Genomic DNA, 24,543 nt, shown 5'->3' on the forward strand with positions numbered 1-24,543 from the left:
TCTCCGTCACGCCGCTTCCAGCAGGCGGTCCTTGCTGACCGGCTCGTTCTTGAATTCCCGCACCAATGCGCCGCGCTTGAGCACGAGGATGCGGTCGGCCAGCGACAGCACCGTTTCCGGCTCGGTCGACAGCACGATGACCGCGAGCCCCTTGGCGCGGAGATCGCGGACGATGTTGATGACGTCATTCTTGGCGCCGACATCCATGCCCCGGGTCGGCTCGCACAGCACCAGCAGCTTCGGCGGATAGGTCAGCCATTTTGCCAGCGCCACCTTCTGCTGGTTGCCGCCGGAGAGCATGCCGAGGTCGAGACCGACCACCGGCGGCCTGATCTGCAACTGTTCGACCTGGCGCTTGGCGATGTCGCGCTCCTGCGCTGGCTTGAGCAGCAGCGACGAGATGCGGTCGAGAATGCTGATCGAGATGTTCTTGTAGACCGGCTCCTGATGAAACAGCATAGCGCGCCGGCTCTCCGGCACCAGCGCCACGCCGGCGCGCCGCGCCGCCGCCGTGCTGGCGAAGGTTTTTGGCTTGCCCTCGACGGCGAGCGTGCCGCCGTCCGGCTTCAGCTTGCCGAACAGGATGCGCGACAGCTCCTGCTGGCCGCAGCCCATGAAACCGTAGATGCCGAGCACCTCGCCGGTGCGCGCCTCGAAGGAGATGTCCTTCAGGCTGCGGGCCAGCGACAATTGGTCGACCTTCAGGACCACGGAGCGTTCGCTCGACCGTGGCAGCATGAGGTCATCGGTGTAGCTGTGCTCGAGCGCTTCGCCGCCGCGGCCGATCATGGCCTCGATCAGAGCGCCCTTGCTGGTCGCAGCCGCCGCGGTCTCGGCGACCTTCCGCCCGTTGCGGAACACGGTCACCGTGTCGGACACAAGCAGGATGTCCTCGATGAAATGCGAGATGAAGACGATCGCAGTGCCTTCCTCGCGCAGCCGCCGGAGCGTCGCGAACAGCCGCTCGACCTCGGGCGGGGAGAGGGCGGAGGTCGGCTCGTCCAGGATGACGATGCGGGCGCCGGAGAACAGCACCCGGGCGATCTCGATCAGCTGCTGGAGCCCGATCGGGAGGTCGCCGAGCCTGGACATCGGATCGACGTCGATGCCGAAGCGGGCGAGCTGCTCGCCGGCCTCGCGCGCCATGCGCCGCCATTGCACGAGGCCGAACCGGTTGGTCGGCTGGTTGCCCAGGAACACGTTCTCGGCGACGGTGAGATCGGGCGCGACGCTGAGCTCCTGATGCACCATGGCGATACCGGCCGCGTGTGCATCGCGGGCGGAGCGGAAATGCGTCTCCTTCCCGTCGATCAGGAAGCGGCCGGAGAATTCGCTGTGCACGCCGGCGATGATCTTCATCAGCGTGCTTTTGCCGGCGCCGTTCTCGCCGACGAGACCGTGGATCTCGCCGGGTGAGAGCGCGAAGTCGACACCACGAAGCGCCTCGACGCCGCCGAAGCTCTTCGTGATGCCTTGCAGTTCCAGGATGGGCGAACGAACCTCAGGCATGGAGGCTCAGATCAGGAAGTGATCTTCCATCCATTGCATGCCGGCGGCGTTGGCCTTGGTCACGACCGGGCCGTCGGTGATGACGTGCTTGGGAATGCCCTGTCCGCTCTTCTCGCCGCCGACGACCGCGGAAACACCCGCGATGATCGCGCCGCCGTGGATGCGGCAGGACGGATTGCGCACTGTCGCGAACATGCGGCCCTCGCTCACCGCCTGGATCGCCGGTGGCATCGCATCGACGCCGCCGATCAGGATGTTGGTGCGATTGCGCGCCTTCATGATGTTGGCGGCGGCGAGCGCCATGTCGTCATTGTGGAAGAACGCCGCGTCGATCTGCGGATATTTGGTCAGATAGGTTTCCCAGAGGCGCGCGGTTTTCGACACGTCCCAGTCGGCAGGCTGGGTGTCGAGCACCTCGATGTTCGGGAACTGCTTGACGACGGTGTTGAAGCCCTTCGCACGGCCTTGCGCCCCGGTATGGCCGAGCGCGCCCTGCGTCATGATGATCTTGCCTTTGCCGCCCATGGCGTTGCACAGCGCCTGCGTCACCGAGGCGCCCATGAACTCGTTGTCGGGGGCAAGGAAAGAGTGGACGTTGATCTGGTCGAGCGGGGCAATCAGCGTGTCCATGTCGATCACCGGCGTGCCGGCATCGATCATCTTCTGCACGGGCTGGGTGAGGGTGCCGATACCGAAGGCCTGGATCGCGACGAAGTCCCACTTTTGCGAGGCCATGTTGTCGATCGCCGCGCGCTGCTTCACCGCATCGAGCTGGCCGTCGAACCAGGTCACCTCGACATTGAACAGCTTGCCCCAGAATTCCGCCGCCTGCTTGCCCTGGGCGCACCAGGTGGCCTGGAGGCCCGCATTGGAGAAGGCCGCCTTCAGCGGCTTCTCGGATCGTCCGACCTCGGCTGCAAGGGCGGGGTTTATACCCATGCTGCCGAGAAGGGCAGTCGCGGCGCCGGCGGTCGCCGCCGCCTGAAGAAGATCGCGCCTCGTCGTCGAGAAATCTTTCGTCCCGGACATCGCTCGCTCCCATAAAATTTTCGTCGGCGCGTCATTGATTGCGCGACCGATGTCCGAAAGTCTCTCACAAGAGTTCCTGCCACTCAATCTGCAATCGATCGCGAGATCGCCGCAGCTCGTGTTGGTGCAGCGCAAAGCGTCAGGCCGGAATAGTGGCGAAGGCGTCGATCTCGACGAGCAGCTGGTCCCAGGCCTGTGCGATTTCCGGCGACCATTCGTCGCCGAGGAGGTCGCGCAGCGCATCCCTGATGACGGCGAAGAACGCGATGAACAGCTCGCGCGGGGTGCCGTAGCCATCGTGCGAGGCGACCTCGCAGGCGATCAGCCTGAAATGGCCCCGACGCTCACCGGCGAAGTCGAGGATCGCCTCGATCGTCAGCGCAAGCATTGATCCCATCACCAGCTCGCTGCCCTGCGAGCGGAACATGGTCTGCGTTTCGGGATGCTGTTCGAACAGCCGTTGGTAGACGAGCGGCGTGAGATCCGCGCAGCGCGAGGCTGCGAGTTCGAAGCTGTTTTCGATTGGATTAGAGGGAGCGCTCATCGGCATCGTAGCCATGCGGGCAAAAGAAGCCTTGCGAGCAAAAAAAGAGCGGGGCCCTAGCCCCGCTCGAAAATTGTGTCGACCCTATTATCCCCGATTCTAAGATTTGCTCTTGATTGACGGGGCGACGCTGCGTTTTGCGCGCCAGGGGCTCCTCCCGAGACTTGGACCACCAGACTTCGACCTCGCGGCCAGCCTGAGCAAGAGGGATGCTAGATCAACTTTTCTCACTTGTCATCATTTTCGGCAACGATTGTTCAAAATTAGAGCAGCTGACGAAATGATCGGGCTGTTTAGCCCGTAAGCATATGACAAATATAAGAAATCTGTGGACGGGGCGGGGTTACCGGACTGCCTCAAATGCCGGACGTCCTAGCCCATGGGGCGGCGGGACCACAGTTTTCGAGAAATTTGCGCTGGGCCAAGAAGCCGGCGGAACTGACCTCGACTCAGGTCTCGCCGAGGTGTTTAGTTCGTAGGCGACGAATGGCTCGGCGGATGCGCGCACGGCTGCAAAAATTCCTACCCCTGGTCCTGCTCGCTTTGGCGATGCAGGTGCTGGCGCCGATTGCCGCCTGTCTGGCGGCCGGTCAGGCCGTGGCCGATCCGTTGTCTGCCGGCGTCATCTGCCACAGCGCCAGCGAGCAGGGCGGTCTGGACGACCAGACCGGCGCGCCGACCGCACATGGCGCCGCGTGCGCGCTGTGCTGCCTGGCTCAGGCAGGCGCATCGCTCGATTCGCCGCCGCACGTTGCGCTCGCCATTCCCTTCCGCCACGCCGCGCGCGTGGTGTGGCATGCGGCGGATGTATCCGCCGTCGCAATCCATAAGGGCACGAGCGCCCAGGCGCGCGCACCACCTCAATTTTCCTGACGACCCTCGTGATTGCCGCGGTCCGTCCGCTGGCGATCGATACTGTCGAAGGGCCGGAGAGAAAGCCGGCGTCAGGAATGCCCCATGTTACGTTGTCATGCCCGCCGTGGCGTGAGCGCCGTCGCGGTTCAGGCCGCGCTGCTTGCGTCGTCGAGCGGAGTCTTTGCCCAAAGCACGAACACGGAGCTGCCGGCGGTGACCGTTGAGGCGCCGCAGACTGCCCGTGCCAAACCAGTCACTCGGCCTGCGCGGCCGCGAGCCGCTTCGGCCGGCCGCGCGGCGAGGCCCGTTGCGCCGAGTGCGAGCGTCAGCGCATCGACCCCAAACGGGGCCGTGACGGCCGGTGCGGCGCGAGACGGTCTCAATCAGGCGCCAACCGGCCAGACCGAGACGACCATCTATCGCAGCCAGTTCGACAACCGGCCGGCGGTTACCGTGGCCGACGTGCTGCGCGAGAGCCCCGGCATATCGGTGAAGCAGGGCAACGGACCCCGCGATATCGGTATCTCGATCCGCGGCTCCAACGCCCGCAACGGCTTCGGCATCCGCAATCTCGTGATCTTCGACGACGGCTTCCCGGTCACGCAACCGGACGGGCTGTCCCGCAGTGACCTGATCGATCCGCGGGCCTACAGTGCGATCGATGTGATCCGCGGCCCGTCGTCGGCGCTCTACGGCAATTACGCGACCGGCGGCGCGCTCAATTTCCGGACACGCCCGGGCGACACGATCGACGGCGTCGAATATGGCGTCGACGGCGGCAGCTACGGCTATCTCAACAATTATCTCGCGGCCGGCAAAAAGGTCGGGAACTTCGAGGGCTCGCTGTTCGCAAGCGACACGCGAGGCGACGGCTATATCGGCAATAGCTGGTTCAATACGCGGACCGTCAACTTCCTCGGCACGCTCAAGGCGACGCCGGACGATCGTTTCACGGTCAAGATCATCAACAACGATCTCAGCACGCGGCTGCCGATCCGGCAGTCGCTGAACCAGTACTATCAAAACCCTTTCCAGCAGGGCTGTGCGACCGGCGTCTCGGCCGCCGCCGGATGCGGCACGGTCACACTGTTCAACAACGGCTTCAATGCAACCGCTGGAACCGACAAGGAGACGGCCGTGCAGGCCGGGCTTGGCCGCAATGACCGCCGCACCATCGTCGGCGGCCGCTGGGAGCACGATTTCGACAACACCACGACCTGGCGCAACCAGTTCGTGTTCGACGACAGGAACATCAATCAGCCGACCGGCACGACCAGCGCGATCGGCGATTTTCCCTCGTACAATTTCATGAGCGACGTCACCAAGCGGGGCGAGATTCTCGGGCTGGAATCGACCACGTTCTTCGGTGCCTTCTACAACACCCTGACGGCCTCGAGCGACACGCGGAACGTCATGCCGGGGGGCAATGCCACACTCGGCAGTCTGTCGAGCAATCTTTATAGCCAGACGACCAATTACGGCGTTCGCGCGCGGGAAGAGCTCAAGCTGACGACATCCTTGACGGCTGTCGCAGGCATCGGCTGGGAAACTACCGTTCTCAAGGGGATCAACACTGCGTATGCGTACGCTGGCCCCACTGGCACTACCACGACGACGCTGACGACCGCGGACAGGCAATTCCAGAACACTGCGCCTGAACTAGCGTTGCTCTATACGGTGAACAACGAGTGGGTGCTCAGGGGGCGGGTTGCTACGGGGTACGGCACTCCGCAGGTTTCGAACCTGTTTGTCCTGCCGAGTGGGCTGTCGGGCAACAATACCCAGCTCCAGGCTCAGAAAAATCTGGGCTACGACCTCGGTTTCGACTGGACACCGAACAACACGCTCAAAGTTAGCGCGACGGGCTTCTATGAGTTCTTTCGCGACGAACTTGTATCGCAGGCAACACCTGTCAATTCACCTAACACGAGCTACACGTTCAATGCGCCGCGCTCGGAGCATCGCGGCATCGAGCTTGCGGCCGACTGGAAGTTCTATCCGGGCTGGAGGTTCATGGCGGCGTACACCTACCTCGACGAGGTCTATACCGAGTATGTCGAGAACATCACCAATGGCGCAGTGTTCAGCTTCAACCGGGCCGGCAACAAGATCCCCGGCATTTCGCCCAACGAGCTGACAGCCCGCGTTGGCTACGACGAGTTTGCGGGGCCACTGGCAGGTCTCGGTGGCTTTGTTGAGGTCCAGTGGAAGGACTCCTTCTACATGGACAATGCAAATCTGTTGAAGGCGCCGGGTTATGAGCTGGTCAATCTGAACGTCCACTACAAGACCGATCTGGTGTCCGACACTTTCAGATCCCTGAACCTGTTCCTCGAAGTCAGGAATGTTTTCGACCGCACCTACGTCGCGTCGGCAAACAACATCGCCAATACGGTGACGGCGGCCGGCCTTCAAAATCCTGCGAGCGTGCTCGCAAACACGACGGGATCGATCTACGCGGGCTCGCCGCGCCTGTTCGTTGCGGGTATGAAGGTGGCATTCAGATGATCCGGGCTCTCGAAGGGAATAGGGCCATGGTCCGAAGTGGCTTGCTTGGGATAGTCGCTCTTGCATTCCTGCAAGGGGCGGCGCTCGCGCAGATGCACGGCCAACATGCCTCCGAAGCGGCGTGCGAGGAGCCGACGCTGCGCTGCGCAACCAAGGTGACGCCCGCATTCGGACCGGACGGAACGCTGTGGCTGGCCTGGATGGCGGGCGGGCAGGTGTCGGTTGCGAGTTCGCCGGATGCGGGGCGCAGTTTCTCGGCGCCCACCCAGGTCACGACGAAGCGGCTGAACCTTGATTGGGGACCGGATGCGCGGCCTAAGATCGTGGTCGACCGCAAGGGCGGCATCGCGCTCGCATTTTCGATCTTCAGGGATGAGGCCTTCAACGGACAGGTGCTCTACACGCGATCCAGCGACGGCGGGAAGAGCTTTGCGGAGCTGAGGCCCATCACCGCCAACAATGAGAGCCAGCGCTTTGAGGCGCTGGCGCTCGATCAGGACGGAACGGTCTTTGCGGCATGGCTGGACAAGCGCAATCGCGTTCCCGCGAAGGAGGCGGGACGGAGGTACGAGGGAGCGGGGCTGTTCTTCGCCTCGTCGCGCGATGGCGGCGCCACCTACGCGGAGGCGAAGCTTGCGCGTGACAACACTTGCGAATGCTGCCGGTTGGGGCTGACATTCGCGGCGCCAGGGCGGCCGGCCGTGATCTTCAGAAATATCTTTGAGGGCGGCGTGCGCGATCACGCGGTCATGACCTTCGCCGACGTCTCGACGCCGGGTGAGATCCATCGGGTCAGCAATGACGACTGGCAGATCAACGCCTGCCCGCATCACGGACCGAGCCTCACCGTTGCGCCGAACGGGACCTATCACGTCGCCTGGTACACGAGCGGCAAGGCGCGCAAGGGACTGTTCTACGCCCATTCGCGCGACGAAGGCCGCACCTTCTCTGCGCCCATGGCGCTGGGGCAGCCGGGCCGCAATCCGACGCGTCCTTACGTGCTCGCAAGTGCTGTGGGAACGGTGATGGTCTGGAAGGAGTTCGACGGCGAGAAGACCTCGGTCCAGATGATGATTTCCCGCGACGATGGCGAAAGCTGGTCGCCGCCGAAGACGATATCGAGCACGACCGACACATCCGATCATCCCTTGCTCGTTTCCAATGGCCAACAGGTCTATTTGTCATGGATGACGAAAGCGGACGGCTATCGGCTCACAGCAATCGAGGACCAGCCATGAGACGTCGATTTGCAGGCATTCTGGGTCTGGGTATCCTGATCGCGTCAACGGCTACGCTGGGAGCAGCGCCGGCCCTGAAACCGTTCGAGCGCGGCACCTGGCAAGGCGTCCTTAGGGGGCATGCGGGCCGCCCGACGCTCGTGCATTTCTGGGGCGTGACCTGCGGGCCCTGCAAGGTCGAGCTGCCGCTGCTCGGGCAGTTTGCGAAGGACCATCCCGGGATCGACGTGGCCACGATCAGCGCCGATCTCGTGCCGAACTTGCCGGCGGCAACGCAGTCGATGCTTGATAAGGCGGGGCTGTCGTCGACCGAGAACTTCATCTTCAACGACGGTTTTGTCGAGCGTTTGAGGTTCGAGATCGATCCCGCCTGGCAGGGCGACATTCCCCGGACCATGCTCATCTCCCGGGACGGGACAATCACGACGATCGAAGGCTCGGCCGAGATGGCCGATCTCGAAAAATGGTCGGGCCAACAGCTCGCCACACACTGAAATTCAATCTGCAAACGGGAATATCGATATGAAGACCATGTTGAAAGATGTGCTGCTCGCAGCGTTTGCTCTCGCGCTCTGCGCAGCACCAGCGGCGGCCGAGGACGTCAAGGCCGGCGATCTCGTCATCTCGCAGGCCTGGAGCCGGGCGACGCCGGGCGGCGCCAAGGTCGCCGGCGGCTATCTCACCATCGGGAACAAGGGGACAACGGCGGACAGGCTGGTCAGCGTTTCCGCCGACATCGCGGGGAAGACCGAGGTCCATGAGATGGCGATGGACAACGGTGTGATGAAGATGCGTCCGCTCGACAAGGGGCTCGTGATCGATGCCGGCAAGACGGTGAAGCTCGCGCCCGGCGGCAATCATCTGATGCTCCAGGAGCTGAAGGGGCCGTTCAAGCAGGGTGACAAGGTACCGGTGACGCTGGAGTTCGAGAAGGCCGGCAAGGTCGCCGTCTCCCTCGACGTCCAGGGCGTCGGTGCGCAGGCGCCCGGCGACGGCGGGCACATGATGAAGAAAATGCCGGATCATTCGGGAATGAAGATGTGATGAAACAGATCAAGTCTCCGATGACCTCGCCTCGAAATTTCGCGGGCCTTGCGCTCGCGATGGCTGCCTTGCTGTCGGTTGCCGCGACACCGCTTGCGGCGGCGACGGACGACGACAGCTTCTTCACGCACCTGCACACCGAGAAGGCGATGGCCAACGTCACGGTCTCGCCGGGGCGCGCCGGCCCGGTCGAGATCGCCATCCAGCTCGAAACCACGGACGAGACGCCGCTCGCGGCGAGAGCCGTGTCGGTGACGCTCGTGGACACGCAGTCCGGGCGGAAGCTCGCGCCGGTCGAGGCTTCGCGCGACGGCGAGGACAGCTGGCACGTGAAGGTCGCGCAATTGACGCCCGGCCGCTGGATGCTAGGCCTCGGAATTTCGATCTCCGAGGCCAATCATGTCAGCGTGGAATCGCCGATCCTGATTAAATGACGATGTCGAAGGGGCACTAACATGTCGAAGAAATCCTGCCTGTTCCTGATCGCCGCGCTGGCCGCGTCGCCTGCATCGGCGCATATCACGCTCGAGACCAAGCAGGCGACGGTTGGTTCCTACTATAAGGCCGTCTTCGCCGTGCCGCACGGCTGCGCGGGTTCGCCCACGGTGAAGATCAGGGTGCAGATTCCGGAAGGCGTGATTGCGGTGAAGCCGATGCCAAAGGCGGGCTGGAGCGTCGATGTCGTCGAAGGCAAGTACGCCAATGAATACGACTATCACGGCAACAAGCTTGCCTCCGGCGTCAGGGAGGTGGCCTGGTCCGGCGGCAAGCTGCCGGATCACAATTACGACGAGTTCGTCATCAGCAGCTTCCTGACCAACAGTCTGAAGCCGAACACGACGCTGTATTTCCCTGTCGTCCAAGAGTGTGAGACTGGCGTCAGCCGCTGGATCGAGATCCCGGCGGACCGGGAAGGGCATTCGCACGAGGGCAAATCGCCGGCACCGGGCGTGAAGCTCCTGCCAAAGCCCTGATGCGCCTGCTCGCCGCGCTCGCGACGCTCCTCTGCGTTGTCGGCTTCACGACCGGCGCGTCTGCGCATGCAGCGCTCGTCGCGGTCGAGCCGGCGAGCGGCAGCATGCTTGCGAGCGCGCCGAAGGCGGTGGAGTTGCGCTTCAACGAGGCGGTGACGCCAGGCGCAATCCAATTGATCGACGGCGCGGGCAGGGCGCGGGACGATGCGCGCGTCAGCGCGTCGGGCGAAACGATCTCGGTCGCGATGCCGCCCGACCTGCCGCAGGGCACTGCGGTCGTCAGCTATCGCGTGATCTCGCAGGACGGCCATCCCGTCGCGGGATCGGTGATCTTCTCGATCGGCATGCCGACGGGGACGCAACCTCCCGCCAATGCCGATCGCGGGTTGAACGTGCTGATCTGGTTGGCGCGGGTTGGTCTTTATCTCGGGCTGTTCGTCGGTGTCGGAGGCGTGTTCTTTGCGCGCTGGGTTGCGTGGTCGACGACGGGCATGACCGTGCCACGCGTCGCGCTCGCCATCGGCATTCCGAGCGCCGCTGTCTCTCTCGGGGTGTTAGGCCTGGATCTTCTCGGGCTGCCGCCAGCGGCTCTCGCGACGGCCGCCCCCTGGAAAGTCGCGTTCGCGACCAGCGCCGGTCCCGCGCTGCTGGTTGCGATTGCTGCGATGCTGTTCGCGTTGATGGCGCTGCGCAGCGCATGGTACGCGCGCGCTCTTGCGATCATCGCGCTCGTCGGCGTCGGCCTGTCGCTTGCCATGACCGGGCACGCCGCAACGGCCCCGCCGGAGGCGTTGACCCGGCCGGCGATCTTTCTCCACGGCCTCGGCGTCACCATCTGGATCGGTGCTCTCGCGCCGCTGGTCGCGCTGGTGTCGAGTCCGACGACTGCGACGCTTCCCGTCGTGAACCGCTTTTCCCGCATCGCTGCGCTGGCGGTCGGCGTGCTGGCCTTGACCGGCCTCGCACTCGCGATCGTTCAGCTCGAAAAGCCGGTCGCGCTGGTCGAGACCCGCTACGGACTCATCCTCTCGATCAAGCTTGCATTGGTCACGGGATTGCTGGCGCTCGCCGCGCTCAATCGGTTCAGGCTGACACCGGCCCTGGCCCGGGACGGGAATGGGACGCCCGCGCTCAAGCGCTCGATCCTGCTGGAAGGCGCGATCGCACTCGCCATCCTTGCCGTCGTCGCCGGCTGGCGCTTCTCCCCGCCGCCGCGGACGATCATTCCCGAGACGCCTTTGGCGATCCACATCCACAGCGACAAGGCGATGTTCCAGGTTCTGGTGTCTCCTGGGAAACCCGGCGTCGACGATTTCGTGCTTCAGCTCATGACCGGCGAGGCCACGCCGCTGATCGCGAAGGAGGTGACGCTGACCCTGAGCCTGCCGGAGCGCGGCATCGAGCCGATGGAGCGGGGCGCCTCGCTCGAGCCGGACGGCTACTGGCATGTGCGCAAGGTCGAGCTTCCCTTCGCCGGCCGCTGGCATGTGCGGATCGACGCGCTGGTGACCGATTTCGAGAAGGTCACGCTGGAGGACGAGCTCGATGTGGGGCTACCTTAAAGCGCGCCGGTGCAGTTCATGCTGAACCTGAAGGCAACGGAAAAATGACAGGAATTTCGCCGCCTTAGCGGCTTTTCCTCATTCCCGGTCTTGTGTTTTCGCTCCCAATCCGCTTTCACTGCAGGCGATCACTGATTCTCAGAGTATTACCATGCGGTTGTCGCGATTCTTTCTGCCCATCCTGAAGGAAAATCCGAAAGAGGCGGAGATCGTCTCGCATCGGCTGATGCTGCGCGCCGGCATGATCAGGCAGGAGGCGGCCGGCATCTATGCCTGGCTGCCGCTCGGCTTCCGCGTGCTGAAGAAGATCGAGCAGATCGTGCGCGAGGAGCAGGACCGCTCCGGCGCACTGGAACTCTTGATGCCGACGCTCCAGCTGGCCGACCTCTGGCGCGAGAGCGGCCGTTACGACGCCTATGGCCCGGAAATGCTGCGCATCGCCGACCGCCACAAGCGCGAGCTGCTGTATGGGCCGACCAACGAGGAAATGATCACCGAGATCTTCCGCGCCTACGTCAAGTCCTACAAGAACCTGCCGCTCAACCTCTATCATATCCAATGGAAATTCCGCGACGAGCAGCGTCCGCGTTTTGGCGTGATGCGTGGCCGCGAGTTCCTGATGAAGGACGCCTATTCCTTCGACCTCAACGAGGCCGCAGCGCGCGTCGCCTACAACAAGATGTTCGTCGCCTATCTGCGCACCTTCGCGCGGATGGGGCTGAAGGCGATCCCGATGCGCGCCGAGACCGGCCCGATCGGCGGCGATCTCAGCCACGAGTTCATCGTGCTTGCGGAGACTGGCGAATCCGGCGTTTTCATCAATCGCGACGTGCTGGACCTGCCGGTGCCGGGCGAGGACGTCGACTATGACAGCGACCTGACGCCGATCATCAAGCAATGGACCTCGGTCTATGCGGCGACGGAAGACGTGCACGACGCCGCGCGCTTCGAGCAGGAAGTGCCTGCGGACAAGCGGGTGAACACCCGCGGCATCGAGGTCGGGCAGATCTTCTATTTCGGCACGAAGTATTCCGATGCGATGAAGGCACTGGTTGCGGGCCCCGACGGTGTCGATGTGCCGATCCATGGCGGCTCCTACGGCGTCGGCGTCTCGCGCCTGCTGGGCGCCATCATCGAGGCCTGCCATGACGATGCCGGCATCAAATGGCCGGAGGCGGTGGCCCCGTTCCGCGTGTCGATTCTCAACCTCAAGCAGGGCGATGCCGCGGTCGATGCGGCCTGCGAGAAGCTCTACGCCGAGCTCACCGCCAAGGGCGTTGACGTGCTCTACGACGACACCGACCAGCGCGCCGGCGCCAAGTTTGCCGCGGCCGACCTGATCGGCATCCCCTGGCAGATCATGATCGGGCCGAAGGGGCTCGCCGAGGGCAAGATCGAGATCAAGAAGCGCAGTGACGGCTCCCGCGAGACGATGTCGCCTGCGGACGCGGTCGCCCGGCTGGTCGGCTGAATATTGTTCATCGCGCGATATCGCGGCCGCCAATCCGGCCACAATTGACCCCGAATCATGGGATTATCGAGCGATGGATGAGACCATGACCGAGACCAAGCAAACCGCGCCTTTTGCGCCATTCGAGTGGATGCTGTCGGCGCGCTATCTGCGGGCGCGCCGCAAGGAGGGATTCATCTCGGTCATCGCCGGGTTCTCCTTCCTCGGCATCATGCTCGGCGTGGCGACGCTGATCATCGTCATGGCTGTCATGAACGGCTTCCGCAAAGAGCTGCTCGACAAGATTTTGGGCCTCAACGGCCACATCCTGGTGCAGCCGCTGGAATCGCCGCTGACCGATTGGAAGGACGTCGCCGACCGCCTCAGCCAGGTCCAGGGCATCCGGCTCGCAGCGCCCGTGGTCGACGGCCAGGCGCTGGCGTCCTCGCCGTGGAACGCCTCGGGCGTCCTGGTGCGCGGCATCCGCTCCGATGACCTCAACAACCTCACCTCGATCGCCAAGAACATCAAGCAGGGCTCGCTCGAGGGCTTTGACGACGGGCAGGGGGTCGCGATCGGCCGCCGCCTCGCCGACCAGCTGTCGTTGCATGCCGGTGACAGCGTGACGTTGGTGGCGCCGAAGGGCGCAGTCACCCCGATGGGCACGACGCCGCGCATCAAGCCCTACAAGATCGTGGCGGTGTTCGAGATCGGCATGTCCGAATACGATCTCGGCTTCGTGTTCATGCCGTTGGCCGAAGCTCAGGCCTATTTCAACCGCAGCAACGACGTCACCTCGATCGAGGTGTTCACCACCAACCCCGACAAGATCGACGCCTTCCGCAAGGCGGTGACGGAGGCCGCGGGCCGGCCGGTCTTCCTGGTCGACTGGCGGCAGCGCAACTCGACCTTCTTCAACGCGCTCCAGGTCGAGCGCAACGTGATGTTCCTGATCCTGACCATGATCGTGCTGGTCGCCGCACTCAACATCGTCTCCGGCTTGATCATGCTGGTGAAGGACAAGGGCAGCGACATCGCGATCCTGCGCACGATGGGCGCCTCGCAAGGCTCGATCATGCGCGTCTTCCTGATCACGGGCGCCTCGATCGGCGTGGTCGGGACGCTGGTCGGCTTTTTCGTCGGCCTCGTGATCTGCCTCAACATCGAGTCCATCAGGCAATTCCTGTCCTGGCTGACCAGCACCGAGCTGTTCTCGCCGGAGCTCTACTTCCTGTCGAAACTGCCCGCCGAGATCGACGTCGGCGAGACCACGGCGGTCGTCATCATGGCGCTGACGCTGTCGTTCCTTGCGACGCTGTACCCGTCGTGGCGTGCCGCGCGCCTCGATCCCGTCGAAGCGCTGCGGTACGAGTGAGGGGCTGATGGAGAGCCAGCAGGGGGCGGAAGATGTACCGGTCATTTATCTCCATGAGATAAAGCGGCAGTACTTGCAGGGCGAGGTGCCGCTGACGATCCTCGACAACGCCAAGCTCGCGCTGTGGGCCGGGCAATCGGTCGCGCTGGTCGCACCGTCGGGCTCGGGCAAATCGACGTTGCTGCACATCGCAGGGCTGCTTGAAGCGCCCGATTCCGGCGAGGTCTACGTCAACGGCGCGCCGACCTCGCAGCTGCCCGACATCGAGCGTACCCAGCTCCGCCGCACCGATATCGGCTTCGTCTACCAGTCGCACCGGCTGCTGCCGGAGTTTTCGGCGCTCGAGAACGTGATGATGCCGCAGATGATCCGCGGCCTGAAGAAGTCGGAGAGCGTCAAGCGCGCCAAGGAGATCCTTGGCTATCTCGGCCTCGGCGACCGCATCACCCATCGGCCCGCGGAACTGTCGGGCGGTGAGCAGCAGCGCGTCGCGATTGCGCGCGCGGTCGCCAACGCGCCGCGCGTGCTGTTCGCGGACGAGCCGACCGGCAACCTCGATCCGCACACGGCCGATCACGTCTTCCAGGCCCTGATGCAGCTGGTCAAGGCGACCAAGGTCTCCATGCTGATCGCGACCCACAACATGGAGCTGGCCGGCCGCATGGACCGGCGCGTGTCGCTGTCGAACGGCCAGGTCATCGAGCTCGAATAATAAAAATTGCGAAAACAACCCCATGCACAGTAGCCGGCCTTGGCCGGCTACGATCGGGGTGACGCCTTCCGACCATTTGGCATGTCGGGCCTATCGGCTGCGACGGCGCATCGCCGCAGCGGCGGGGCCGTTATGGCCTGATCACCGTCAATCTGAACGGCCCGCCATTCGCTGCGGCGTGTTCCACCGCCTCGTTGACGTGGTCAAGGTCGAAATCCGTCGTCGCGTATTCGTCGAGCCGCAACAATCCCGCGCGCACCAGCGCGATCAGGCGGCTCGCCGCATCCGGCGGATACATCCAGACGCCGTGGATGCTGATGCAGTTGCGCATGATCCAGGGGTACGGCAGATCAAGGCCCGCGCCGCCCGCCATGCCGACGCCGCCCATCAGCACGACGCGGCCGTAAGCGCGCACCGTCATGATCGCCGCGCGTACGACGGTCGTGCTGACCGAGGGGGGCATGATGTCGAACACGCAGTCGATCGGCCCGGGTGCGGCGCGCTTCATGCTTTCGCAGTCGTCGCTCGCGTTGCCGGTGAGTTTCACCGGCTTCACCCGATCGCCGAAGCGGCGGACGAGGTCGGTCAAAATCCTGTCGTTGCGACCGGGCGCGACCACGCAGGCCGCGCCCATCGCGAGCGCGACCGAGACGGCCGCGCTGCCGAAATTGCCGGTGGCGCCACTCACCAGCACGGTCTCGCCGGGTTGAAGGTCGGCGGCGAGGAAGCCGCCATAGGGCACCAGCAGCGTGCCCAGCGCACACCATTGCGAGGCTTCCGCGGACGTGATCGCGCCAAGCCGCTTCACATTCTCGGTAGGCACGCGCATCCGCTCGGCATAGGAGCCGTGGCGAAAATGCCGTTGCAGGCGCATACCGCCGGGGCCGGCGGCCGTGAGCCCTTGCAGGGCGATATCGGGCGCCACGATGTCATCGCGCGAACGCACCGTCGGGTCGCAGAACACCCAGTCGCCAACGGCGAGCTTGGTCGCGTCGGGGCCGGTCGCGCGCACCCGGCCGATGCCGCCGGGACCCGGGATGATCGGCAGGTCGAGCGCGTAGTTTCGTTCGCCGCTGAAGACCTCGTTCATGTAGGACAGGACGCGCGTGGCGACGACGTCGACGATGACCTCGCCGGTGCCGAGCACCGGCTCCGGCACATTCTCGATCACCAGCGGCGATCCGAAGGATTTGAGTACGGCAGCTTTCATGATGTTCACCTCAAAGTCGGGTGAAAGGGCATATGCGCCGCTTTGGAAAGGCGAGGAAGGCCTGGTATTATCCTAGTATTACGAAGGCCCTCCATCGGAGCGCAACATCATGGGCGACCCGCGCCGCATCGAATTCGGCGACTTCCTGCGGTCCCGCCGCGAAAAGCTGACGCCGAAGACGGTCGGTCTTCCCGCGGGCAGCCGCCGGCGCACCGCGGGCCTGCGCCGCGAGGAGGTCGCCCAGCTCGCCGGCATCGGTGTCGACTGGTACATCCGTCTCGAGCAGGGCCGCACCGTCAGCCCGTCGGTCACCACCGTCGATGCGCTCGCCCGTGCGCTGCGGCTGAGCAAGACCGAGCATGCGCATCTCAAGGCGCTGGCGCGCGACGGCGACAAGCGGGCCTTCACGCGCGAGATCGTGCCGCCGCCGATCCTGCGGCTGATCGAGAGCCTGCCGCATCCGGCCTATATCACCGGGCGGCGCTGGGACGTGCTGGCCTGGAACGAAGCCGCCGAGCAGGTTTTTGCGTTCGGCCGGTTGCCGGAGGAGGATCGCAACACGATGCTCCTGATGATGACCAACAAGCAGACGCGTAAGGCTTACGGCGCGGGCTGGGCGGAGGTCGCCAAGCGCATGGTCGCGATGTTTCGCGCCACCCACGACGTCTGGGCCGGGGATCCCGCGTTCGCGGAGTTGCTGACGCGGCTGCGGCAGGGCAGCCCGGAATTCGTCAAATGGTGGGAAGCCCACGAAATCCGCAGCACCGCCTCGGGCCTCAAGACGATGTCTCATCCAACTATGGGCGTGCTGCATTTCGAGCACACGAGTTTTCAGGCCAACGACGATCCCGCGCTGAAGCTCGTGATCTACACGTCGGTCTAGGGCGTAGAACGCAGTCATCAGATCGGGAAGGCCACCGGCATATGTCCGGCGGCCTCCGCGCTTATTGTGGTTTGCGGGGCGCGCCCCGGCTAGAGATCGATGCTGACGGCGATGTTGCGGCCCTGTAGTTCGGCAATCTTCATTCCATCAGCCTGCAGCTGCGCGAACTCCGGGTCCTTTGCCACGGCCTCCTGCACCTTGCCGTAGACTTCCCAATTGGAGTAGCGCGTCGTAACCAGCAACTCTCCTGCCCAGTGACCGGTGTGGAAACGGGAGAGCCGAAGAAACTCGGCACCGTGTTTTTCAAAGATTTTCTTCGCCTGCCGGATGATCTGGACCGTTTCCTCGACCTTGTCGGTTTTGAAGCGAGTAAATTGAACGATCGGCATGGGCTACCTCCATAGCTGTGTAAACTGTCCAAGAGGCATGTATCGAGCGACGTTTGAGGAGCGAACCTCCCGTTCGATCTCGATGAAGGTTCGTCTTCGGCGGCGTGATCCTGGTTCAGGCTTCGCGAGCGGAATCAACTCTGCCCCTTCTCGGGCGCTTTAAATGCGCCGCGCGTGCCTTGCCCAGCCGGGCTCCCTTGGCATTGTCATTGCTGCCGGCCAACGGTTTCACTATCGACCCGCTTGATGGCGGGTGGATTCCACACGCCGGTCAACGCCTCCGACTTTGGCGCATAAAGACGCATGGTGAGGTTGAACGGGCTTTTGGGCGCGGGCAGCCAGTTGGCTTCGCGATCGCCGCCCGGATTGTCATTCTGGACGTAGAGCGTGAGCGATCCGTCGGCGTCGCGCTTGAACGGCATCCAGCTGCTCACCGCAAAGCGATTGAGTGGATTGGCAACCTGGAAGCCTTCATCGTCATACAGGGTGATTGACCAGAATGCCTCGACCGGCGGCACCGCGTCCTTGGCAAAGCGGACGATGTATTTGTTTGCGCCGTCGAGCGGCTTGCCGTTTTCATCGCCAACACTGTTCGGGTAGATCGCGTCCTCCGGCAGATTAGCGCCGAGTCCGAGCTGCGCGACGATCGCGCGCTTCAAGTAGTAGTTCCCGTAAACGCCCATCGTGTCCGTGTTCATGGACCAGTGATTTGCGACGCGCGCCAGCGTTGGGATTTTCCATGCCATCAGTTTTTGCGCCTGAGCCGGCGCATCCTCGATAGCTTTCCGTACCGTGGCATCGGCTTTGGTCATATCGAAGTTCTTGCCCGGTTCGAGACCTATCCGCGCCATGCGCGCGATGATCGGCTCATCTGTGATGTGTGGCGGGTGGACCTTGGATAGCTCCGCCGCATAGGCAAAAAACTTATCGCCTGCCATCGTGTCGACTTGCAGCTTCGGCGGCGTCTTGACGTCAACGTTGGGATCGATGGTCTGTGTCACGGCGACCGGGGGCTTACCCCATCCAGATAGCGGTGTGATCTTGTACCCCTTCTGTACCTCGTGAACCGCAGCATAGTCGGCAGGACCATCGGTCTTGGTGCGGCCGATGATCCAGACATAAGGCGTCGGCGCGTCGATACGCGCGAAGCCCGCCGGCACGTTTCCGTTCCAGCCCGGCGGCACGACCAGGAAATTCGCTGCCTTGGTGCCTGTCGTACGCCATCCCGGCGACGCGAACACATCGGTCCACATGTCGAGCATCGGCAGCAGGTAGTAGCGGCCACTGGTATCAGGAACCGAAACGACCATGGGTTCGCGGGTCAGGTCGAGCCAGGCGCTCGAATACAGCGTGTCGAAATTGGGCCGCACCACCGCCTTCATGTCTGCGGTCGGGTAGGCCTGGATATTGTCGAACGTGTTGGGAGGGCCGCCTATTGCCGCAGTTTTGGGATCGGAATTGATGAGCTGCTTGCGCGTCAGGTCCATCGTCACAAGCGGATAGAAGTAAACATACGCCTCTGCAGCGATCGCTTGTGCCTCTTCCGCAGAAATCGATTGAGCGGCGCTCGGGGTCGATGTCGATACGATGAGACTCAAACCCGACAGGATCGCAGCAAGCGACAACAGATGCTTTTGCATAAGGGTACTCCTGAAATTCGCTGCATTGGCCGAGTGGGGCGATGTAGTGCCCCACTGCGGGTGTTTTCCTATCTCCTTCCAACTCAGGCAAAGGAGGATGAGCCAGCTAAGCGGCGAAGCCCCGCGTTCTGGTTGATCTAGATCAAGGGACGTCCGCCGACGGGTCACGAGCGGCGTTGCTCTGACGGATCGCTGCGCTCCGCTTGGCCCTCAAAAGCGGACGCCAGGCGATCTTGAGCCGACGCCCGAGACCGGCGTTTAGATGACGAGCTTCAGCGCCGGATCGTCATTGGATTGCAACCTCGTGTGCTCGAAATGGAGCAGCTCTTCATCCGATGATTCATCGTCTTGAGGTCGGACGCTGACGATGTGAGCCCATCTGCCGAGAATAGCTCGATGAATACTCCGGCGTCTGCGCGCGGTCGATTGTGATAGGCACAGGGATCGTCACGTTGCCCGGTGAAATACGGAGTGGCGATGCGGGCGAGGGCGCGGCCGACGGACGCGCGATGGCGCGATCGCGCGATTGTCGCCGATGAGCTTGCGGCGAACAGTCGCGGCTTGTGACCTATGACAAACGACTGCGGCCTCAGAGTGGTGTTCGCGGCGAAGCGCGATCGAGTGATCGCAATGCACGCTGGTGGGCGGAGTTGCTGATTGTACCGAGGGACTCGTGGTGCTACGTTTGAGCACGTCATTCCGTTTCGGTTTGATGCGGCGGGCGATCGGGCTTACGGACCGCCGCCCGTTTATTTGAAGTTGGAATAGTTGAGCCAATCGTGTCCCGCCTCCGGCCCCCCTTTTGAGTGCGGTCGGACGATGTTTTTCATTGGCCTCCGTTCTTCCCATTGACTCGGAGGCGGGCTTTTTTCAGTTGAACTTTGCAGCAAGTCGATCTTCGACATGTGCATTCTGACAAGCCACGCGGATCGCGCCGCACCACATCACCATCTGAACGCGAGGTGGGGCAGCCATTGCTTGATGGTTGCATTGCTCTGTGCCGCTTCCTTGTTTCAGTTCGCGCCCAGGGCGTGGGGACAATGCTCGGCGCGCGACGTGTTACAGAATCAACTGAAACTCGGCAAAGTTCGTGCAGTTGATTTGCCGCAAAAACTCATCGGGTCCGCCCGCGACGTTCCGACTTGGAAGACGATTGCGGTCGGCACTTTTGGCAACTCCTTCGCGTTGCGCAATGCATTGGATGCCGTGGGTTGCAATATCGGCGGGTTGGCCGCGGAAGTTCTCGCTCGACCGGCATTTACCGTCAGTTCTAACAAGATGGACGTGGAGCTTTTGGCGGTATCCGCGGTCCAGCTCGGCTTCAAAACCGATAGCGTGCCTCTGGCCGTCATTTACGCGCGGGCCCGACAACTCGGCTTTGAACTTGCTGCAGCGGAGGTCGGTCCGCAATTGCGCCTTCAATATCTTGATCAGCCCATGGGCGAATTCCTCATCGTGGGAATGCAGCCGATCAAGACGTGGAGCGGAGAGCCCGTGGTTCTCAACGTGGCAAATGGCGGAGCCGGATTGATCCTGATCGGCCAGGACGGCCGAGATGACGCTGAAATACCGGCGACCTCCCGTTTTCTTTTCGTGCGGCCGCCTGACCTTAGCGGCGGAATCGCGGCCGCTCTGCTGCCACCATGAAGACGAACAACCAAGTTTCGAGCAGCGCTGACTGCGGAGAAAATTCCTTGCGTCAGATCAAGGGAGATTTCCTGTCCATGGAGAACAACGAGGCTGCCGGCTCAAATGCAGCGGCGTCGGGAGTTCACGGGGATGGAGGCAAGCCTCGTCTCAAGTCTCGTCTGGAGCGGCGTCAACAGTAGGGAGTGACATCATGCGCGGATTCGGAGCTGTATGCATCTCACTGTTACTATCGGCAATTCCTGCGACTGCGTCAGATCAAAATCTCAAGGAAGAACTTGGAAAGATAGGTTCAGCATACGAGCAGTACTTCAGCAACAAGGACGCTGCCGGGATTACTTCGCTTTACACCAAGAACTATATGCGTGTGACGGAAGACGGCGTCGTGGACAATGCCAGATACTATGAGAACGCTTTCAAGGCGGGAGTCAGTCGCCTCGAGGTCAAGACGATCGAGGTTCAGTCATTGTCAGAAAGCATGGCTCTGGTCACCGGCGAATCTCGCGTTACCGGCAACAGCGAGACAGGCGCTCCCATAGACTTCACCGTTGTTTGGACCGCTCTCGATGTTCGTGAGGACGGGCAATGGAAGATTCGCATGCTCACGTCGGTCCCCAAACCGCCGCCGCCCCAGCCGCAGCAGGCCGCAAAGTAACTCAAGGCATAGCCTTCTCTGCCCGCAATCGTTCTCTGCACCACATCAAAGGGAGCCAACGATGGCCAATTTGCACGCAAACCTCGCGTTGCTTTCAGTCGCATCAGTGCTGGCAACGACGAGTGTCCAGGCTCAGAGCATGCCGCCGGAGGGCCCCGTCTCGGTCATATTCACCGCGACGCCGATTCCTGCTCCCAAGCCGATGGCGATCGGCGGCGGCAGAGAATTTGCTGTCATGAACCAAGCCATGGCAGCCTCAAACGAGGCGGGAAATCCTGTACTCAACAACATGGGTGGACGTTGTCAGCTCAGCCGCCTGACGGATCCGTCTGCGAAGACCGCCGAAATTCACGGGTTCTGTACTTACGTCGACAAGGACGGCGACCAGTTGTTCGAGCAATGCGACTGGATGCCCGCATCCCCCAACAATTGCAACATAACGGGTGGGACCGGCAAATTCGAAGGTCTCCAGGCCGCGCTCGTCGTCACCATCGACCCTCTCAAGAGCAACTTCGATGGCATCAGTCAGGTCATTGGCCACAAGAAGGGGACGTACAAGTTCGTCAAGACGAACTAGGCTCGTCCGCCGAATTCCAGCGGGCGTACGGCCTTGATTGCTGCAGTTCGGGATGCCAAGGCAGCAACGTCTTCTGAACGGTTTGCCCTGGCGCTCATGTCCGATGTCACGCACTAGCGACGTGGTTCCGTCGTCTGCTGAACGGCCGGCCGGTGTCCCGGTGAAGTACGAGGTACGCCGCTCGCCAGCATGTTCGGTGACCGGCGGCGTTGTGAGTTCTTTGGGTGTGAATGGGTTCACAACGACGTCGCCAGGCAAGTGCTATGTTCCAGCCATTCTACTGCCGACTGATTTTCTGAAGAGTGTTTTTCGAACAGCCTCTGAGGAGAGGGTCATGTTCAAGCAATTCCTCTTGGTCGCGGCGATAGCCTCCCTAACGTTAGCCACATCCTCTAAAGCCGATTGCGAATATGCTTTGGAGCGCGGCGCGTCCGCCGAGTCGCGTTCGGTTTCGTTGCATTCTGATGCAGCTCAACTTGCGGAAGCCCTGTTGGATGACATTGTGACTTGGCTCTCATCGAATTTCGACCTGCCTGCCATCAAGCAGCGTCCCGTCGTTGAATTTGCGTCGAAGATGGAGCTTGCGAGGTTGCGTGCAAGGGACCGTACTTCTTCGCAAGGCTTCATGGAAAGCGATGGGCAACTAGCTCAGCGCGAGGTCGTTGCACTTTACGACAACGAGACGAGAACGATCCTGCTTCCTGATGATTGGGGCGGCACTTCGCCAACCGACCAATCGGTCCTGGTACACGAAATGGTCCATCACCTTCAGAATGTTGGAGGGCTCAAATTTGTCTGCCCACAGGCGCGAGAGAAGTTGGCCTACCTGGCTCAGGATAAATGGCTGGAGCGGTTCGGGCTTAGCCTGGAGAACGAGTTCGACGTCGACATGTTCACGGTGCTGATTACTTCAGCATGCATGTATTGAGTGTGACCGGTCGATCCAAGTCGCTGTCGAACGATTGCCTTTCCAAAGGAGCGCAAAGCCAAGCTCATCTCGTACGTACCAACAAGATCTTCAGCGGATTTGATTGATGGCCAGACTCCTGGCGGTCCTCGCAATTGCATTGGCGATCCTGGCGATGGCTCGGGGGCAGCAGAATCAGTTTGTACCGCTGCCGACAGGACGTAAGCGTCGTTATCAGGCCACGGCTTTGAGGAACTGAGTGCGGTAGGCCCAAGGCAATAGCTGGTCGATGTCGCGGTTCGGATGACCACTGACGATCCTGGTCAGGACGTCGGTGAGATAGGCAAGCGGATCGACGTCGTTGAGCTTGCAGGTCTCGACCAGGGACGCGACGACCGCCCAGTGTTCGGCACCACCGTCGGATCCGGCAAACAGCGCGTTCTTGCGACTGAGCTTGATGCCGCGGATCGATCGTTCGACCGTATTGTTGTCGAGCTCGATGCGACCGTCATCGATGAAGCGCGTCAGCCCCTGCCAGCGCGAGAGAGCGTAGCGGATGGCGGCGGCGAGCTTGATCTTCTGGCTGATGAGAGCCAGCTTGGCGCGTAGCCAAGCCTCGAAGGCATCGGCCAGCGGTCGGCTTTTCTGCTGACGCACGAGACGGCGCTCCTCCGGGCTGCGGCCGCGGATCTCCTTCTCGATCGCGTAGAATGCGGCAATGTGCTTCAGCGCCTCGCTTGCGATCGGCGCGGGGCCCGCCGTCGCGAGTTCGTAGAAGTTGCGCCGCATGTGCACCCAGCAGAAGGCGAGCTCGACCTCGCCGCGCTCGGCAAGCTTTGGATAGGCGGTGTAGCCATCGACCTGCAGGACGCCCTTGTAGCCGGCAAGATGGCTGAACAACCGCTCGGCCTTGCGGTCGGGTGCATAGACATAGGCGATGCCGGGCGGATCGAGGCCGCCCCAGGGCCTGTCGTCGGCGGCATAGGCCCAGAGCTGGCCGGTCTTGGTGCGCCCTCGACCGGGATCGAGCACCGGCACCGTCGTCTCGTCGGCGAACAGCTTGGACCTCGCTCGAAGCATCGTGAGAAGGCGCTCATGCAGCGAGCGCAGGTGGAAGGCGGCATGCCCAACCCAGTCCGCCAGCGTCGATCGATCGAGAGCGATGCCCTGGCGGGCATAGATCTGGGCCTGCCGGTAGAGCGGCAGATGATCGGCATATTTGGACACCAGAACCTGGGCGACCGTGGCCTCGGTCGGCAGGCCGCCCTCGATCAGCCGGGCCGGAGCCTCGGCCTGCACGACACCATCCTCGCAGGCACGACAGGCGTATTTGGGACGCCGGGTAACGACAACGCGGAACTGCGCCGGCACCATGTCCAGCCGCTCGCTCTTGTCTTCACCGATCCGATGCAGTTCGCCCTGGCAGCAGGGGCAGGTCTTGTCGTCGATGTCGACGACGACCTCGATCCGCGGCAGATGCGCCGGCAGTGCCCCGCGGTTGACGCGGCGCTTGCGCGCCCGTTCCGCCCGACCTTCCGGGGCGGTCTCGTCCTGACCGGCCTCGGCAGAGGCCGCGACCTGCTCGACGTCCTCGAGGCCCAGCAGCATCTGTTCCTCAGGAAGCGACTCCGCCCTCCGGCCAAAGCGATGACGCTGCAATTCCTTGATGATCTGGCGCAGCCGCTCGCTCTCGTGCCGCTCGGCAAGCAGCATCGCCTTCAGCGTCTCGGGATCATCAGGAAGGTTATCGCTCACGGGCAAATCAGAGCATATTCGCGCCCGCCTGACGACGTACTCGATGCCTCTGATTCACTTCGCCGCAGCGCGGCCCACAA

Annotated in this window: 23 protein-coding genes; 16 read left to right on the plus strand and 7 right to left on the minus strand. The window is 62.8% G+C overall.

Translation table 11 applies throughout. The annotated features are described in order from the left end of the window. Positions 1-6 precede the first annotated feature (6 nt). The 3 genes from AB7531_RS20330 to AB7531_RS20340 form a co-directional block, all read right to left on the minus strand. Positions 7-1,509, minus strand: coding sequence for a sugar ABC transporter ATP-binding protein (locus AB7531_RS20330; protein WP_063983000.1), 1,503 nt, complete (start codon positions 1,507-1,509; stop codon positions 7-9). 6 nt (positions 1,510-1,515) lie between these two features. Next, a complete protein-coding gene (locus tag AB7531_RS20335; protein ID WP_063983001.1) occupies positions 1,516-2,538 on the minus strand; it encodes a sugar ABC transporter substrate-binding protein in 1,023 nt (340 codons plus the stop codon). Positions 2,539-2,677: 139 nt separating this feature from the next. After that, complete coding sequence (locus AB7531_RS20340; protein ID WP_063986333.1) at positions 2,678-3,082, minus strand: globin; 405 nt, start codon at positions 3,080-3,082, stop codon at positions 2,678-2,680. A gap of 498 nt (positions 3,083-3,580) precedes the next feature. Here AB7531_RS20340 and AB7531_RS20345 point away from each other — a divergent pair, with 498 nt between their 5' ends. The 11 genes from AB7531_RS20345 to AB7531_RS20395 all read left to right on the plus strand — a co-directional run bounded on the left by AB7531_RS20345 (position 3,581) and on the right by AB7531_RS20395 (position 14,800). Next, the gene (locus AB7531_RS20345; protein WP_175618088.1) at positions 3,581-3,955 is read left to right on the plus strand and encodes a DUF2946 domain-containing protein; all 375 of its coding nucleotides are present in this window, start codon (positions 3,581-3,583) and stop codon (positions 3,953-3,955) included. A gap of 84 nt (positions 3,956-4,039) precedes the next feature. Next, positions 4,040-6,445 (plus strand): TonB-dependent receptor family protein, encoded by a 2,406-nt coding sequence (locus tag AB7531_RS20350; RefSeq protein WP_441280043.1) that lies wholly within the window; start codon positions 4,040-4,042, stop codon positions 6,443-6,445. A gap of 26 nt (positions 6,446-6,471) precedes the next feature. Beyond that, positions 6,472-7,683: a sialidase family protein gene (locus AB7531_RS20355; RefSeq protein WP_063983004.1), complete on the plus strand. Its 1,212-nt coding sequence runs from the start codon at positions 6,472-6,474 to the stop codon at positions 7,681-7,683. After that, on the plus strand, positions 7,680-8,177 hold the full coding sequence (locus AB7531_RS20360) for a TlpA disulfide reductase family protein (protein ID WP_063983005.1): 498 nt from the start codon (positions 7,680-7,682) through the stop codon (positions 8,175-8,177). Before AB7531_RS20355 ends, AB7531_RS20360 begins: the two co-directional genes overlap by 4 nt. 28 nt (positions 8,178-8,205) lie before the next feature. Next, positions 8,206-8,727, plus strand: a complete 522-nt coding sequence (locus tag AB7531_RS20365; RefSeq protein WP_441280044.1) for a copper chaperone PCu(A)C — start codon at positions 8,206-8,208, stop codon at positions 8,725-8,727. Further along, complete coding sequence (locus tag AB7531_RS20370; protein WP_063983007.1) at positions 8,727-9,161, plus strand: hypothetical protein; 435 nt, start codon at positions 8,727-8,729, stop codon at positions 9,159-9,161. Before AB7531_RS20365 ends, AB7531_RS20370 begins: the two co-directional genes overlap by 1 nt. 21 nt (positions 9,162-9,182) lie before the next feature. Further along, complete coding sequence (locus AB7531_RS20375; protein WP_063983008.1) at positions 9,183-9,701, plus strand: YcnI family copper-binding membrane protein; 519 nt, start codon at positions 9,183-9,185, stop codon at positions 9,699-9,701. Further along, positions 9,701-11,263 (plus strand): copper resistance CopC/CopD family protein, encoded by a 1,563-nt coding sequence (locus tag AB7531_RS20380; RefSeq protein WP_063983009.1) that lies wholly within the window; start codon positions 9,701-9,703, stop codon positions 11,261-11,263. The genes AB7531_RS20375 and AB7531_RS20380 overlap by 1 nt, the downstream gene beginning before the upstream one ends. A gap of 151 nt (positions 11,264-11,414) precedes the next feature. Then, complete coding sequence (proS, locus tag AB7531_RS20385) at positions 11,415-12,734, plus strand: proline--tRNA ligase (protein WP_063983010.1); 1,320 nt, start codon at positions 11,415-11,417, stop codon at positions 12,732-12,734. Positions 12,735-12,807: 73 nt separating this feature from the next. Then, positions 12,808-14,088 carry a lipoprotein-releasing ABC transporter permease subunit gene (locus tag AB7531_RS20390; RefSeq protein ID WP_014494909.1) on the plus strand — a complete coding sequence of 427 codons (1,281 nt, stop codon included), beginning with the start codon at positions 12,808-12,810 and terminating at the stop codon, positions 14,086-14,088. A 7-nt stretch (positions 14,089-14,095) separates the two neighbouring features. Further along, positions 14,096-14,800: an ABC transporter ATP-binding protein gene (locus tag AB7531_RS20395; RefSeq protein ID WP_166096967.1), complete on the plus strand. Its 705-nt coding sequence runs from the start codon at positions 14,096-14,098 to the stop codon at positions 14,798-14,800. 130 nt (positions 14,801-14,930) lie between these two features. On the opposite strand, the gene AB7531_RS20400 is transcribed toward AB7531_RS20395, so the two are convergent. After that, a complete protein-coding gene (locus tag AB7531_RS20400) occupies positions 14,931-16,010 on the minus strand; it encodes an alcohol dehydrogenase catalytic domain-containing protein (RefSeq protein ID WP_063986334.1) in 1,080 nt (359 codons plus the stop codon). A 109-nt stretch (positions 16,011-16,119) separates the two neighbouring features. Between AB7531_RS20400 and AB7531_RS20405 the strand changes: the two genes are divergently transcribed. Continuing rightward, complete coding sequence (locus tag AB7531_RS20405; RefSeq protein ID WP_063983012.1) at positions 16,120-16,893, plus strand: helix-turn-helix transcriptional regulator; 774 nt, start codon at positions 16,120-16,122, stop codon at positions 16,891-16,893. A gap of 89 nt (positions 16,894-16,982) precedes the next feature. Here AB7531_RS20405 and AB7531_RS20410 read toward each other — a convergent pair whose 3' ends face one another. After that, entirely contained in the window at positions 16,983-17,282 is a 300-nt protein-coding gene (locus AB7531_RS20410; RefSeq protein ID WP_063983013.1) for a hypothetical protein, read from the minus strand. A 206-nt stretch (positions 17,283-17,488) separates the two neighbouring features. Then, positions 17,489-18,922: a DUF1254 domain-containing protein gene (locus tag AB7531_RS20415; protein ID WP_063983014.1), complete on the minus strand. Its 1,434-nt coding sequence runs from the start codon at positions 18,920-18,922 to the stop codon at positions 17,489-17,491. Positions 18,923-19,825: 903 nt separating this feature from the next. On the opposite strand from AB7531_RS20415, the gene AB7531_RS20420 reads away from it, so the two are divergent. From AB7531_RS20420 to AB7531_RS20435, 4 genes are all read left to right on the plus strand, one after another. After that, on the plus strand, positions 19,826-20,569 hold the full coding sequence (locus AB7531_RS20420; RefSeq protein WP_063983015.1) for a hypothetical protein: 744 nt from the start codon (positions 19,826-19,828) through the stop codon (positions 20,567-20,569). Positions 20,570-20,762: 193 nt separating this feature from the next. Then, positions 20,763-21,224 (plus strand): YybH family protein, encoded by a 462-nt coding sequence (locus AB7531_RS20425; RefSeq protein WP_063983016.1) that lies wholly within the window; start codon positions 20,763-20,765, stop codon positions 21,222-21,224. A gap of 61 nt (positions 21,225-21,285) precedes the next feature. After that, the gene (locus AB7531_RS20430; protein WP_063983017.1) at positions 21,286-21,801 is read left to right on the plus strand and encodes a hypothetical protein; all 516 of its coding nucleotides are present in this window, start codon (positions 21,286-21,288) and stop codon (positions 21,799-21,801) included. A 334-nt stretch (positions 21,802-22,135) separates the two neighbouring features. Then, positions 22,136-22,729, plus strand: a complete 594-nt coding sequence (locus tag AB7531_RS20435; RefSeq protein WP_084795118.1) for a DUF6647 family protein — start codon at positions 22,136-22,138, stop codon at positions 22,727-22,729. A gap of 213 nt (positions 22,730-22,942) precedes the next feature. On the opposite strand, the gene tnpC is transcribed toward AB7531_RS20435, so the two are convergent. Next, positions 22,943-24,421: an IS66 family transposase gene (tnpC, locus tag AB7531_RS20440; protein WP_063986009.1), complete on the minus strand. Its 1,479-nt coding sequence runs from the start codon at positions 24,419-24,421 to the stop codon at positions 22,943-22,945. Positions 24,422-24,543 lie beyond the last annotated feature (122 nt).

Origin of the sequence: Bradyrhizobium sp. 63_E2_N1_3 (assembly GCF_052076005.1) — a bacterium.
Lineage (GTDB): Bacteria > Pseudomonadota > Alphaproteobacteria > Rhizobiales > Xanthobacteraceae > Bradyrhizobium > Bradyrhizobium barranii.